Source organism: Bacteroides sp. ET489, assembly GCF_030518095.1.
In the GTDB taxonomy this organism is placed as follows: domain Bacteria; phylum Bacteroidota; class Bacteroidia; order Bacteroidales; family Bacteroidaceae; genus Bacteroides; species Bacteroides ndongoniae.
On record NZ_JAULLJ010000021.1, the window covers coordinates 41,484 to 55,846 of the forward strand.

Sequence of the window (14,363 nt, forward strand, 5' to 3'; positions counted from 1 at the left end):
CTTTTATTCAACGCAAATTACGCAGATTAACGCAGATTGAAAATTTAAAATATCTGTGTGCTCCGTGTCATCCGCGTCTAAAAAATTTTTAAACGCTAACCCCTAAACTCTAAACCCTAAACTCTAAACCTTCAACCCTCAACGCTAAACCCTCAACTTTTAGTTTTTAACTATTAATTTTTAATTCTTAATTTATAACTTCCAACCGTGGTCATACAACCAACTCAAAACAAGCCTGCGGGAAACGATGATTTCCTGCGCATTCAGGATCTGTTCATCCTGTGTTTAGCCAAGTGGTACTGGTTTGTCATCTCCCTGGCTATTCTGCTGGGAGCTGCCACCATCTACCTGTTGAAAACCCCGCCCGTCTACACCCGTTCCGCCTCCCTGCTCATCAAGGAAGACGGCAAGAGCGGTTCAGGCAACGAAGCCGCCGGCGTGCTGGGCGATATCGACATTTTCCGCACCAGCACCAACATCAACAACGAAATGCTTTCCATGCAGTCGCCTGCCGTCATGTACGAAGTAGTCCGTCGCCTGCATCTCGATGTCAACTATACCACCGACGGCCGTTTCTACGATCCCGTCATTTATGGCAGCGACAATCCCTACGAAGTCAGCTTCTTCGACCTGGGCGATGCCGAAAGCGCTTCCTTCACCCTTCGTCCCGACAAAGACGGACAGGTGAAGCTCACCGACTTCACACGCAACGGTGAAGAAGCCGACGGCGACGCCGTCACTGCCCTGAACGACACCGTCCAGACCCCCGTGGGCCGCCTCCTTGTCAATGCACGCCCCGGTTCCACTGCCGCTCAGCAGACGGTCTTTGTATCGCGCATCAGCATGCAGGATGCCACCGCCGATTATTCTTCCCGGCTGTCCGTCGCCCTCAACGACGAAAAGTCTACCGTGGTCAACCTCACCCTGCAGGATGTCTGTACCCAGCGTGCCGAAGACGTGCTCAACACGCTGATCTCCGTCTACAACGAAAACTGGGTGAAAGACAAGAACCAGATTGCCGTCAGCACCTCCATGTTCATCAACGAACGTCTGGGCGTCATCGAGCGCGAACTGGGCAATGTCGACGAGGACATCTCCTCCTACAAGAGCGAGAACCTGCTGCCCGACGTACAGGCTGCCGCCAGCATGTACATGGCCGAGAGCAGTGAGACCAATGCCAAGATCCAGACCCTGAACACCCAGCTGTCCATGACCCGCTACGTCCGCAGCTACCTCACCGGTGCTTCCAGCCGCAACCAGCTGCTTCCCGCCAACTCCGGCATCGAGAACTCCGGCATCGAGAAGCAGATTGCCGAGTACAACACCCTGCAGCTGCGCCGCAACGACCTGGTAGCCAACAGTAGCGAGACCAACCCGCTGGTAGTCGACATGGACCATTCGCTCCATGCCCTGCGCGATGCCATCATCCGCACCCTCGACAACTATGTCACCACGCTCAACACCCAGCTGCGTGCCTTGCAGCAGAGTGCCCGCCAGACTACGGCCCGCATCGCCGCCAACCCCTCACAGGGCAAATACCTGCTGTCCGTCGAGCGTCAGCAGAAGGTGAAGGAATCCCTCTACCTCTTCCTGCTCCAGAAACGTGAGGAGAACGAGCTTTCCCAGGCATTTACCGCCTACAACACCCGTGTCATCATGCCACCCTCGGGCAGCATGGTTCCCACGGCACCGGCTAAGAAGAATATCCTGCTGATAGCCTTCGTCGTCGGTCTGATTGTCCCCGTCGCCGTCATCTTCCTGCGCGAATCCATGAACACCCGCATCCGCGGCCGCAAGGATCTGGAAGCTCTGACTTTGCCGTTTGTCGGCGAAATTCCGCAGGCAGCGACAAAGAAAAAAGGCACGTCGGACAAGAAATCAACAGAAAACAACCCCATCGTCGTACACGAAGGCAGCCGCGACATCATCAACGAGGCATTCCGCGTACTGCGCACCAACCTCGAATTTATGACCGACAAGGAACAGCATTCCAACGTCATCGTTGTCACATCATTCAATCCCGGCAGCGGCAAGTCCTTCCTGGCCATAAACATTGCGGTCAGCCTGGCCATCAAGCAGAAAAAAGTGCTGGTTATCGACGGTGACATGCGCCACGGTTCTACCTCGGCCAACATCGGCTCTCCGCAAACCGGTCTGAGCAACTACCTGAGCGGCCATGTCAACAACCTGAAGGATATCATCGTCACCGATGCCCGCCACGCCAACCTGCAATTCCTCCCGGTAGGCACCATCCCGCCAAACCCCACCGAATTGCTGTTCAGCGACCGCCTCAAGCAGCTCATCGATACTGTCCGCAGCCAGTACGACTATATATTTATCGACTGTCCGCCCATCGAGATGGTAGCCGATACGCAAATCATCGAGCAGCTGGCCGACCGTACCCTCTTTGTCGTACGCACCGGTCTGTTGGAACGCAGCATGCTTCCCGAGCTGCAACGCATCTACGACGAAAAGAAGTACAAGAATATGGCTCTCATCCTGAACGGCACCGTCGGCAGTGGCGGCCACTACGGTTACCGCTATGGCTACCGCTACGGCTATCACTACGGCTACGGTTCAGGAAGTTATTATGGATCGAAATAGGGGCCTCACCCCCGTCCCCTCTCCGAAAGAGAGGGGGCGGGGAAGGTTTAGGGTTGAAGGTTTAAAGATTTATAGACGCGGATGACGCGGATAACACGGTTTTTAATTTTTAGATCTGCGTAAATCTGCGTAATCTGCGTTGAATAAAAGTTGAGAGTTTAGGGTTTAAGGTTTAGCGTTTAGCGTTGAAAGTTGAGCGTTGAGCGTTGAGCGTTGAGAGTAGTCAATGTATTGGCTTAACTCCTTAATTAGCTTCGCTCAAAACCTCTTTTAATATTTACGCTGAGGAATAGTCTTAATTCTTCATTCTTAATTCTTAATTCTTCATTCTTAATTCTTCATTCTTAATTATTAATTAGTAAATGTTCCTCCTCCCCAAATCCCCCCTCAGCACCCTCCTGTGCGGCTTCACCGACTTTCACAGTCACATCCTGCCGGGAGTGGACGACGGTGTGCCAAGCCTCGACGAGTCACTGGCCGTCCTTCGTCGCTACGAAGAACTGGGTATCGCTGCCGTGTGGCTCACCCCACACATCATGGAGGACATCCCCAACAGCCCGTCTTTCCTGCGCGAGTGCTTTGCCCGGTTGCAGGAAGCCTATACCGGTCCCGTCCGGTTGCACCTGGCTGCCGAGCACATGCTCGACAACCTGTTCGAAGAACGGCTGGCTGCCGGCGATGTCCTGCCCCTGATGCAGAACCACCTGCTGGTCGAAACCAGTTACTTCAACCCGCCAATGGATCTGAACGGAGCCTTGGAACGTATCAAGTCACGCGGCTACTACCCTGTCCTGGCCCACCCCGAACGCTACGGCTACATGGACCGCGACGACTACCGCCGCCTGAAGGAACGGGGCATCAAGTTCCAGTCGAATCTTTCCTCCCTGGCAGGTGCCTATGGCCCCGCCGCCCGGAAGAAAGTGGAATGGCTCCAGAAACAACAGCTCATCGACTTCTGGGGCACCGACCTCCACCGCCTCCACGCGTTCGAAGCGGTGATTAAGGAGAAAGTGAAGAAGAAGGGGTTAGGGTTGAGTGTTGAGGGTTGAGGGTTGAGGGTTTAGAGTTGAGGGTTGAGAGTTGAGGGTTGAGGGTTGAGGGTTTAGAGTTGAGGGTTGAGGGTTTAAAATTTTTTTAGACGCGGATGACACGGAGCACACGGATATTTAAAATTTTCAATCTGCGTTAATCTGCGTAATCTGCGTTGAATAAAGGTTGAGCGTTGAGGGTTTAGAGTTGAGCGTTGAGGGTTTAGAGTAGTCTATGTATTGGCTCTAACTTCTTTAACTTCTTTAACTTCTCTAACTTCTAATTCTTCATTAGCTTCGCTCAAAACCTCTTTTAATATTTACGCTGAGGAATAGTCTTCACTCTTCATTCTTCATTTCCCTGTTCTGTATTCCCTCGTATTCCCCGCAATCAAAACACGGGCACTCCTTCCTCACCCCGGGAAGCTCACGGTGCCCCACGATCTTTGCCTGCGGAAAGAGTTTACGGAGTTTCAGCAGCAGCTCCATCAGCTGCATTTTCTGCTCCGCGGTGCGGGTATCGGCAGGACGTCCCTGCTCGTTCAATCCGCCCTCGTAACAGATACCGATGCTGCAACGGTTGTAGGGCCGGCAATGCGCCCCCACCTCCAGCAAACCCCGGTGACGGGTCACAGTCCCGTCGCGACGGATATAGAAATGATAACCAATGGTACGGAAGCCACGCGCCTTATGGTCGCGCATCAGCTGTTCCACCGTATAGTCACGGTCACAACGGGTGGCAGAGCAGTGAATGACAATGAAGCGGACCGAGTCCGCCCCATTCATCAACGTGCCGTCCTCCACCCGGCGAAGAAGTTCGCGCTCGTTTCGCACTTCTTCTCCGCCAGACATCAAAGGATAAGATTCGGTAATCATAAGGTCAACAAAAGTTAGAGTTGGGCACAACTACTGATACCAAGTGCCGTCAGCGCCGCAATAGCCGCCTGAATAATGGCATGAATAATTGTTTTCCACGTGATTTTTTGAGAATTAGGTTCGTTCATAGTAAGAAAAAGGTTAATGGTTAATGGTTAATGATTAATGGTTAATGGAGAGAGATTCCAATTAAAAATTAAAAGTTAAAAGTTGAGGGTTTAGGGTTTAAGGTTTAGCGACATTCATGTAGAGATTTTTTAGGCACGGATAACACGGAAAAACATGGATTATTAATCTGTGATAATCTGCGTAATCTGCGTTGAATAAATGTTGAAGGTTGAGAGTTTAGCGTTAAGAGCAGTCAATGTATTGGCTTAACTCCTTAATTCTTCATTAAAGAACTATCCTCAGTGGTATCTTCCCCTTTCCCCTCTCCTTGGGAGAGGGGCCAGGGGTGAGGCCTTAGCCCAGCGGATCTTCACCTCCTCCGCCACCGCCACCACCGGGCACTTCAGGATCACCTTCGTCCACGGTACCCGGGTCGGTAGAAGTGACCTGCTTGATGACGTTGCCGTCCTTGTCATAGCAAGTGATGTTGATGGACGTATTCTTCAGTTCGTCCTTGATCACGGTGCTGGGTGTGAAAATCACTTTGCGGGTGGTGATCAGTCCGGTACCCACGTCCTCGACGTTCTCCACTGAAGTGGCCTGTACGCCGAAGCGCATCGTACCGAGTCCGGGAATAGCAACCGAGTGACCTTCCGTCGCCCAGGCACGTATCACGTCGCCAATGGCTTCCCAGGCAGCATTGATGCTTCCCTTGGAGATACCCGAACGGATCGCGGCTTCTGCAACAACCTTGTCCTCCTTGAGCGTACTGTAGATCTCGGTGGACATGATAAAACGATACTGCCCTTTCGAGGGCCCGACTGCCAGCTTCATCTGGCGTGCTTTTACTTTAATTGCCATAATAGTAAAGGTTAATGATTAATGGTTAATGATTAATTAAAAGTGAAAAGTTGAGAGTTTAGGGTTGAGAGTTTAAGGTTTAGGGTTGAGAGTTTAGGGTTTAGCGTTTAGGGTTTAAAGTTTAGGGTTTAAAGTTTAGGGTTTAGCGTTTAGGGTTTAGCGTTGAGAGTAGCCAATGTATCGGCTTAACTTCTTTAACTTCTTTAACTCCTTTATTCTTCATTAGCTTCGCTCAAAACCTCTTTTAATATTTACGCTGAGGAATAGTCTTCATTCTTAATTCTTCATTCTTCATTCTCTACGTTCTTCATTTTTAATTATTAATTTTTAATTCTCTGTTTTCTCGTTCACGATGCAAAGATACATCCTCTCTATCGGGCCCTTATGGGTTTTGATGGGTTTCTATGGGTTACGGCTCACCCAGATGACGAACAATGAGTGCCACTTGACGTGCAGTCAACCATTTTTGCGAACGGCAGTAGCCTACTGCCTCCAGCTCCTCCATCAGTGGAGGACAGCCGTGCACCCAGCGCATCAGATGATTGGTAGCCACCACAGCCGATGCTTCCGGGAAATAATGCCGGGCCAGCCGGCTCTTGGTTAAAGATATGATCTGGAACATAGGGGGATTGATAATTGATAATGGATAATTGATAATTGATAATTGATAATGGATAATGGATGAGGGTTGAGGGTTGAGAGTTGAGGGTTGAGAGTTGAGAGTCGTCAATGTATTGACATAACTCCTTAATTCTTCATTCTTAATTCTTCATTTTAACGCATCCTTTTTTTCCCAGTTAGGAAAAAATATTTCCCCAACTGGGAAAAACAAATCTTGCAATCTTGCAATCTTGCAACGTCTCTCACACACACCCACGCGCACGTACGCGCGAGGCAAATTCGTACTCGCCCCGGCCGGTCTTCGCCAGCAGCCCTTTGTCGGTGAAGCGTTTCAGCAGCGAGTCGATGGTGTTCTCGGGGATGCCATACCGTTCGGCCTGCACCAGTAGGTCCTGACGGCTGAAGCACATGGGCAACAGATTGAAGAGCATTTCCGGCCTGCGCACCTGCACGGATTTCACCTCTACAGTGGGGAGGAACTCCAGGATATAGCAGGCATGACGATAAAGCGGAGCGGCCAGCGCCAGTACAGCTTCAAAGTCCGCTTCGCTGATGGACAGCACTAAGCGCGACACCACACCGTCGGCCACGTTCTCCTGCGGCGTGCCTTCTTCGGCAGCAAGCCCCGGACAGGCCAGCAGACGACGCATGAAATCGCGCAACCGTTGCTTCTCGTCCGCCTCGCCGGCAGCGGCATCAGCAGTTTCGCTGTCCTGCATCATCGGTTCGAGCGAACGCAGCAGCGCCACAATGCTCATCATGCGGCACAGGTTGACGGCAATACGGGTCACCGAGCTCTTCATCACGTCGCCATGCGTCGCCCCCGCGTGACTGAACAGTTGCGACAGATGGCTGTTGAACGCCTGCTTCTGTTCGGCCGTCAGTTCAAAACGAATGGAGCACACTGCTGTCCGCAACATCGCAAGCAGACGCTCCCACTGCTGCCCCCAGGCGATAAACTTACGGTCGTAATCCTGTCCGGAAGTGTCGAACTGGTCCACCCATTCCTCGATGGGCGGCATGTAGTAGAACACCTGACGCGAGAACAGGCCGTTCTCTGCCGAAGGAATCAGCGGTTGCACCTGCGCCGGTGTTCCGCTGAGCAGCACACTGAGGAACGACGAGCGGCATTCGCGATACTCATGGTTGGTACGCCGGTTGAAAGCCAGGCGTTCATGATCGAAGCAGTTGCGCAGCGTATCGCTCCAGTGACCATAATCGGCGCCGATGGCCGAGCTCACCGTATCGGCTTCCGGCTCACAGATCAGTCCGATGCCGTCGGAATCAATCAGGTTCTCCACGACACCGGTTCCCGAGTTGTTACCGGGGATAATAAAGAGTTTCAGCGGTGGTTTTTGCGGTTCGGCCTTATTGGCCTTTTCCTTGCCCAGACATTCCCATTGCGAATGTTCCTGCTGATAGGTCTCCATCGCCTTGCGGTAGTTGGCCATGCAGGTGTTGTGCAAAGGTTCCGCCAGCCTCCGGCTCCACGATATAACGCCCTTTCCCGAAGCGGGGGGCGCAATGATAAATGTTTGAAGACAGGGATATTTCATTTTTTTGCCATAAGGCGTGTACAACAGTTTGTTGAGGGTCGACCCGATCACGGTCAGTCCGCCCAACAGCAGCACATCGCGCTGGGCAGGCGTTTCACCGCAGTCCATCATCTGCCGGATGAAAGCAGGCCAGTCATGGTTGGGGAAACAGGTCGGCGGTTCACCTTTCACAGGCGACTGCTCCATCACCTCCTCCTTCGGGTTCGCCGGTATCTCCTCGCGCGTACGCGCGCGTGGGTGTGTGTGAGGGACGTTGCAAGATTGCAAGATTGCAAGATTCATGTCGATTGTCACTCCCGCCTGTTCGGCCAGATGCCAGACGCTTCCCAGCGAATTTTTCTGGCGTCCGTCTTTCAGGGCATTGTTGTACAGCTTGTCAGCATCCGTCGGCCGGTACTTCTCCGATATCCGGCACAAGCGGTGAAAATAGGTTCGGCCCTCTTCGCCGCAACTGTTGGCTATGGCAAAAGCCATCGACATGTATTCCTGGTAGGTCGGAGCGATGTCTGCTCCCGATTTTTCAACAGCGTCTACCAGCCGCTGCAATAGTTCAATACTTTCCATTGGAATATAGGATCGATTAAAAATTAAAGACGAACCTTCAGAAAGAAGGTGAATATCAGATATTTAATACAACATTTAAGGTTAAACGTTTAAAGGATTAAAATTTAAGGTTGAAGGTTGATGAAAAAATGGTTGAGAGTTTAAGGTTTAGGGTTTAAGACACGGATGACGCGGAAAAACATGGATTTATAATCTGTGATAATCTGCGTTATCTGTGGTGAATAATAGTTGAAGGTTGAGAGTTTAGGGTTTAGCGTTGAGAGTACAATGAATTAGCTTAACTCCTTAATTCTTCATTCTTCATTCTTAATTCTTCATTCTTCATTAGCTTCGCTCAAAACCTCTTTCAATATTTACGCTGAGGAATAGTCTTAATTCTTCATTTTCTTCGCTTCCTCATCATACGCCAGCAAACATCCCCGACACAGATCCTTGTTGGCTTTATCGGGTTGCAGTCCATACTGCAGTTCCAGATAACTCCAGGCAGCTTGAACGGCGTTCCCGAAGGTTTGCGACAGCGTTTCTTCGGGCATGATGCGATACGAAAGGAAGAGTTTCACACCCCGTCCTCCGGGACTGACAAAAGCCAGGTCGGGATTCAGCATGGGGTCGGCAGCCAGACGGTCGCGACAGTCCTCCGCTTCTTTCAACGAAGCCAGATGATCGATATCAACGACCAGCAGTCCCGAAGGCACCAGCAGTCCGGATCCCTTGCAATAAGAGAACACGCCGGCGGGTGTCACGTAAGGCAGCCACGCCAGTTTGCGCCGACGATATTCCTGCTTGTCATCGGCCACACTCCGTACCTGTTCGGTCAGTTCGCGAAGCCTCGGATTTGTTGTGATATACTCATAAAGTCCCTGAACATTGCAGACTCCGGTCGGGACCTTATTGCTGACAGGAGCATTAAAAAAAGACATAATACTGTTTAGCATTTTAGTAATGATTTACGGTTAACTTCCGCGGTAAAATTACAATAAAAATCTGAATCTACCAAACATTTTAACGACATTGATTCACGGATTAATAAGTGTTTTACAGCAGCTTTTTATTTATTGAATAATATAGTCAAAATTGAACAATAAAAGTAATAAATGATTAAATTTTAAAGAGCAAAGATTTAGGATTGAAGGTTTAGGGTTTAGGGTTGAGCGTTGAGCGTTTAAGGCTGAATGTTTAAGGTTGAGCGTAGTCAATGTATTGGCTTAACTTCTTAATTAGCTTCGCTCAAAACCTCTTTTAATATTTACGCTGAGGAATAGTCTTAATTCTTAATTCCCTTGTTCTCCATTCTTTTAATTATTAACTATTAATTTTTAATTCTCCAAGTGGCTCAAGAATCACGTGTAAAAAAATCATTGCTCAACGCCCGTGTCAACCTGATTTTCTACTTCCTGACACTGGCCCTGAGCTTTTTCTCCCGCAAAATCTTCCTGGACTGTCTGGGAGCCGACTTTGTGGGTCTGACGGGAACCCTGCAAAATTTGTTGGGTTTCCTCAATCTGGCGGAGCTGGGTATCGGCAGTGCCATCGGATACGTACTCTACAAACCCCTGTTCGACCACGATGAAGCAAAGATCAACGAGATCATTTCCGTCTTCGGATACCTATACCGTTGGATCGGACGCATCATCCTGGGCGCAGGCTGTATCTTGGCCTGTTTCCTGCCACTCATCTTCCCCGACACCCAGTTCGAGTTAGGGATCATCTTCTTTGCCTACTTCGCCTTCCTGGCATCGTCGCTCATCGGCTACTTTGCCAACTACAAGCAAACCCTGCTGGGTGCCGACCAGAAGAACTACGTGGTTACCGCCTACTTCCAGACGGCTACCATCGTCAAGACCCTGATCCAGATGGCGAGTGCCTACTACACCGGTAGTTACTACCTGTGGGTAGTTATCGAGCTGGTGTTTGGGATCATCTACTCGTTCATTCTTAATTGGAAGATTAATCAGGTTTATCCGTGGCTGAGGAGTGAGGTGAAGCAGGGGAAGTTGTTGTTTAAGAAGTATCCAGAGGTGATGAGGTATACGAAGCAACTGTTTATACAAAAAATATCAGAAGTAGTTAGAACCCAAACTCTACCCATCCTTATTTATGCCTTTTCTTCCTTAAAAATAGTCGCATATTATGGGAATTATACCATTATTACTGACAAATTAATACTCCTATTAGGATCTGTTCTAGGAGGAGTAGCTGCAAGTATAGGCAACTTAGTAGCAGAAGGAAATAACAAGAATAGTTTAAAAGTTTTTTGGGAATTAATGTCCATTCGTTTTCTTGTTTCAGGAATATTTATGTTCTCAATTTACCTCCTCCTTCCGCCATTTATTTCACTCTGGTTAGGTGATGAATATATACTTTCAGAAACTGTTTTATGGTTACTCATTCTAAACATTTTGATAGGCTTAGTACGTATGGGTATAGAACAATTTCTATATGCATTCGGACTATTTTATGACATTTGGGCGCCACTTTTAGGTACTGTAATTTTTATATTTCTATCTATTTTAGGTGGGCATCTATGGGGAATGGAAGGTGTTTTATTCGGAAACTGTATAAGCCTCATTCTGATATATCTCATTTGGAAACCAGTATTTCTTTTTACTAAAGGTTTCAAGATCTCCATTTCATCATATTGGAAAAACTTCTTTATCTATCTATTCATTTTAATATCATCATTTATAATAGCAATATTTATAATAAATAGTATAGAAATAATAAACCATGCAAAAGACTCTTGGATGAATTGGATTTTATCATCATGTATAATAGTAGGAATATTCTCCCTTATTTATTTTATATTTATGTATATTGGATCACAAGGTACAAGAGACTTTTTGAAAAGATTAAAATATAACAAGAAGACTATTTAGAATGAAAAATCTTCCTACCATATCATGCACAGGTTGCTCAACTTGCGCCAATCGATGCCCTCAACACTGCATTATCATGAAGGCTGATACAGAGGGATTTCTTTTCCCATCAGTAGATGAAACAAAATGTATAAATTGCAAATTATGCGAAAAAGTCTGCCCAATACTGACCGTTCAAAAAACAAATCCACCTCAAGCAATTTTTATTGGAAGAAATACCAACCTTCAAATTGTTCAAAACAGTTCGAGTGGTGGTATTTTTACATTGCTGGCTCAACATACTATAACAGCAGGCGGAGTCGTATTTGGAGCAATGTTTGATAAGGACTGGAATGTAGTCCATGGTTATATTGAAAAAGAAGAAGATATATTTCGAATAAGAGGTTCAAAATACGTTCAAAGTAAAATCGGAAATGTATATAGTGACGTAAAGCGTTTCTTAAAAGATGGGCGTCAAGTTCTGTTTTCAGGAACACCATGTCAAATTGCAGGATTGAAAAGTTTTCTAAAAAAACAATACAATAATTTGCTCACAATTGACTTCATATGTCATGGAGTACCAAGCCCTATTGTATGGAAAAAATATTTAAAAGAAAACATAAACAGCCTCTATCTTCATAATAAATGTCAAAATATAAAAGATAACATTTTCCCATCTATTGATAACATCTCTTTTAGAGATAAAAAAATAGGTTGGAAAGAATATTGTCTAACAATTAGCTTCTATAATCCTACCACAAAAAAAGAACAAACTATTACTTCAAAACCGTTAAACGACGACTTATATCTAAAAGGTTTTTTATCAAATCTATACCTCCGTAAAAGTTGCCATCAATGTTCATTCAAATCATGGAAAAGCGGAAGTGATATAACTATCGCGGATGCCTGGGGAGTTAACTATGTATATCCTCAATATAATGATAATAAAGGATATAGTTTAGTAATAATACTAAGTGATAAAGGAAGAAAGATTGTTGCTCAATTAAAAGAAAATATATCTATAATCAAAGAACCAATAAATGAAGATTATATCAAAAAACATAATAATGCAGCATACCAATCCGTGCATCCACATAAAAATAGGAAAAAATTTTTTAAGCTATTAAATAAATCCAATAGGCCATTAACACAAATAATAACTACTTGCTTACCACCACCCTCATACATAGATAAAATTATTTGGAGCGTTAACAAAAGACTAAATAAATTCTGTAAACTATGGAAATAGGAATTTTAACATATTGGAATTCTACGGATAATTATGGCCAGATTCTACAATGCTACGCCTTACAGTATTTTCTCAAGCGACAAGGGCATAACGCTTATTTAATAAAATATTCCCCAACTACTCATCAAAATAGCATAAAGAAATTGATTGTAATAATCCGTAAAGTTGCGAACAATCTCACCATAAAAGGAATTAAATATCATTTTTCTAAAGAGAGAGAAGAAAATAAATTAAAACAAAAAGAAGAATTTAATCAAATTCTAAAAAACAAGCAACTCAATAAAATACGAGAATTTGATTTATTCCGCAATACTTATATAAAATCATACCCTACTGAATATAAATCCATTAATGAATTAAAAAAGTGCCCGCCTAAAGTTGATATTTTGATTTGCGGAAGTGATCAAATTTGGCATAATTCATATTCTGATTCAAATACATCTGGTTGGTTTTTACATTTTGGAGATAAAAAGATACTCCGAATAGCTTATGCTGCTAGTATCGGACACAAGTTAAACACCAAAGACTTAAAGCTATTTAAAAAATTATTATTACCACTTGACGCAATAAGCGTAAGAGAACAGCAAGTAAAAGAATATGCTATAAAAGTTGGTTATAAAAACACTTCAGTTGTTTTAGACCCTACACTACTACTTAACAAAGAAGACTATAAATTTACTGATAACAATACCAATACAGCATGCAAAAATACTCTCACTCCCTATGTTTTCATATATATACTGAATATAAAAACACCTGAAGACCTATCTTACGATAAAATAGAGAACTATTGTAAAGCTAATAATTATAACATCAAGGTTGTAACATCCTCAGGCTACTGTCCTGCACGCGAAATATTACCAAATACCCCCAATGTTTATGCAACTATTCCAGAATGGTTGAATTTACTCGAAAAAGCAGAATGTGTCATAACAACATCTTTTCACGGAATGGTTTTTAGCCTAATAATGAAGAAAAAATTCATTGTGATCCCATTAAAACAAGAATATAGTGCTTCCAATGAAAGAATGGAATATCTTCTTAATAAACTAAAATTGGAAGACAGAATATACAATCCAACTTTGTCGTTTACTCAACAAATGGAAAAGCCTATTGATTGGAGTTTTGTATCAAACCAAATACAAATCCTAAAAGATGAATCTATTACATTTTTACTAAACAGTATAAATATACAAAAATGATACCTAAAACAATCCACTGCGTATGGTTAAGCGGCGATAAAAAGCCTGAAATCTACCAAAAATGTTTAGACTCATGGCATAACATAATGCCTGAATATGAAATAAGAGAATGGTCTATGAACAATCTTCCTCAAGAAGTTTTAAATCATTCTTTTGTAGCATCAGCTATCCAAGAAAAAAAATGGGCCTATGCTACCGATTATATCCGCTTGTGGGCTTTATATAATTATGGAGGGATATATATGGATTTAGATGTAATGGTGTACAAGTCATTCGATGTTTTTTTAAAATATCGTGCTTTCAGTTGCATTGAACTCAATCCATATTATTTGTACAAGACTTTACATAAAAAAGAAATTATAGGATTGGGAATTGAAGCCGCAATATTAGGGTGCGAAAAAGAACATAAATGGATTAATGATATTATGGAATATTATAAAGATAAGATTTTTATCAATGATCCTAAATACTACACTGATTTTATCATGCCACGTATTTTAACTCGTATTTCTAAAGAGAAATATGGCTTTAAGATGGTTCCAACCTACCAAATTCTAGAACAGGATATTCACATTTTTTCATGTGATGTTTTCTCCAGCATATACAATTGGAACACTATTAGAACTGTAGATTATTTCCCTACAGAAATAGATTTAGGAGAAAGTCCAACCAGGTATGCATATCATATCTGCGCTCATAGTTGGTATGAAGATCTTTCAACAAAAGGATTAAATTATATAATAAAAAGACAGATTATTAACATCCTTGGGAAAAATAATATTGATAAAATAAAAAAGATAATCTATCATAAAAAAGATGTAATCTAACAACACAAACTT

General features: G+C 44.7%; 12 protein-coding genes. 6 read left to right on the forward strand and 6 right to left on the reverse strand.

The genetic code is table 11. The features are described 5' to 3' along the window. The first annotated feature begins 207 nt into the window (after positions 1-207). Complete coding sequence (locus tag Q3C19_RS11885) at positions 208-2,604, forward strand: polysaccharide biosynthesis tyrosine autokinase (protein ID WP_302729512.1); 2,397 nt, start codon at positions 208-210, stop codon at positions 2,602-2,604. 362 nt (positions 2,605-2,966) lie between these two features. Continuing rightward, the gene (locus tag Q3C19_RS11890; protein WP_302729514.1) at positions 2,967-3,653 is read left to right on the forward strand and encodes a tyrosine-protein phosphatase; all 687 of its coding nucleotides are present in this window, start codon (positions 2,967-2,969) and stop codon (positions 3,651-3,653) included. Positions 3,654-3,971: 318 nt separating this feature from the next. Here Q3C19_RS11890 and Q3C19_RS11895 read toward each other — a convergent pair whose 3' ends face one another. From Q3C19_RS11895 to Q3C19_RS11920, 6 genes are all read right to left on the reverse strand, one after another. Then, complete coding sequence (locus tag Q3C19_RS11895) at positions 3,972-4,508, reverse strand: N-acetylmuramoyl-L-alanine amidase (RefSeq protein ID WP_302729516.1); 537 nt, start codon at positions 4,506-4,508, stop codon at positions 3,972-3,974. A 14-nt stretch (positions 4,509-4,522) separates the two neighbouring features. Further along, a complete protein-coding gene (locus Q3C19_RS11900) occupies positions 4,523-4,636 on the reverse strand; it encodes a smalltalk protein (RefSeq protein ID WP_302729518.1) in 114 nt (37 codons plus the stop codon). Positions 4,637-4,970: 334 nt separating this feature from the next. Continuing rightward, positions 4,971-5,477: a DNA-binding protein gene (locus Q3C19_RS11905; RefSeq protein ID WP_071150350.1), complete on the reverse strand. Its 507-nt coding sequence runs from the start codon at positions 5,475-5,477 to the stop codon at positions 4,971-4,973. A gap of 409 nt (positions 5,478-5,886) precedes the next feature. Further along, positions 5,887-6,099 (reverse strand): DUF4248 domain-containing protein, encoded by a 213-nt coding sequence (locus Q3C19_RS11910; RefSeq protein WP_071150351.1) that lies wholly within the window; start codon positions 6,097-6,099, stop codon positions 5,887-5,889. A gap of 241 nt (positions 6,100-6,340) precedes the next feature. Continuing rightward, the gene (locus Q3C19_RS11915; RefSeq protein ID WP_302729522.1) at positions 6,341-8,218 is read right to left on the reverse strand and encodes a DUF3987 domain-containing protein; all 1,878 of its coding nucleotides are present in this window, start codon (positions 8,216-8,218) and stop codon (positions 6,341-6,343) included. Between the two features lie 371 nt (positions 8,219-8,589). Further along, positions 8,590-9,153, reverse strand: a complete 564-nt coding sequence (locus Q3C19_RS11920; protein ID WP_302729524.1) for a BT4734/BF3469 family protein — start codon at positions 9,151-9,153, stop codon at positions 8,590-8,592. 393 nt (positions 9,154-9,546) lie between these two features. Here Q3C19_RS11920 and Q3C19_RS11925 point away from each other — a divergent pair, with 393 nt between their 5' ends. Genes Q3C19_RS11925 through Q3C19_RS11940 form a run of 4 tightly spaced genes read left to right on the forward strand, consistent with a single transcriptional unit; the run spans position 9,547 to position 14,351 of the window. Continuing rightward, positions 9,547-11,094 (forward strand): lipopolysaccharide biosynthesis protein, encoded by a 1,548-nt coding sequence (locus tag Q3C19_RS11925; protein ID WP_302729526.1) that lies wholly within the window; start codon positions 9,547-9,549, stop codon positions 11,092-11,094. A gap of 1 nt (position 11,095) precedes the next feature. Further along, on the forward strand, positions 11,096-12,322 hold the full coding sequence (locus Q3C19_RS11930; protein WP_302729528.1) for a Coenzyme F420 hydrogenase/dehydrogenase, beta subunit C-terminal domain: 1,227 nt from the start codon (positions 11,096-11,098) through the stop codon (positions 12,320-12,322). Further along, on the forward strand, positions 12,313-13,524 hold the full coding sequence (locus Q3C19_RS11935; RefSeq protein WP_302729530.1) for a polysaccharide pyruvyl transferase family protein: 1,212 nt from the start codon (positions 12,313-12,315) through the stop codon (positions 13,522-13,524). The genes Q3C19_RS11930 and Q3C19_RS11935 overlap by 10 nt, the downstream gene beginning before the upstream one ends. Further along, complete coding sequence (locus Q3C19_RS11940) at positions 13,521-14,351, forward strand: glycosyltransferase family 32 protein (RefSeq protein WP_302729532.1); 831 nt, start codon at positions 13,521-13,523, stop codon at positions 14,349-14,351. Before Q3C19_RS11935 ends, Q3C19_RS11940 begins: the two co-directional genes overlap by 4 nt. The last annotated feature ends 12 nt before the right edge of the window (positions 14,352-14,363 follow it).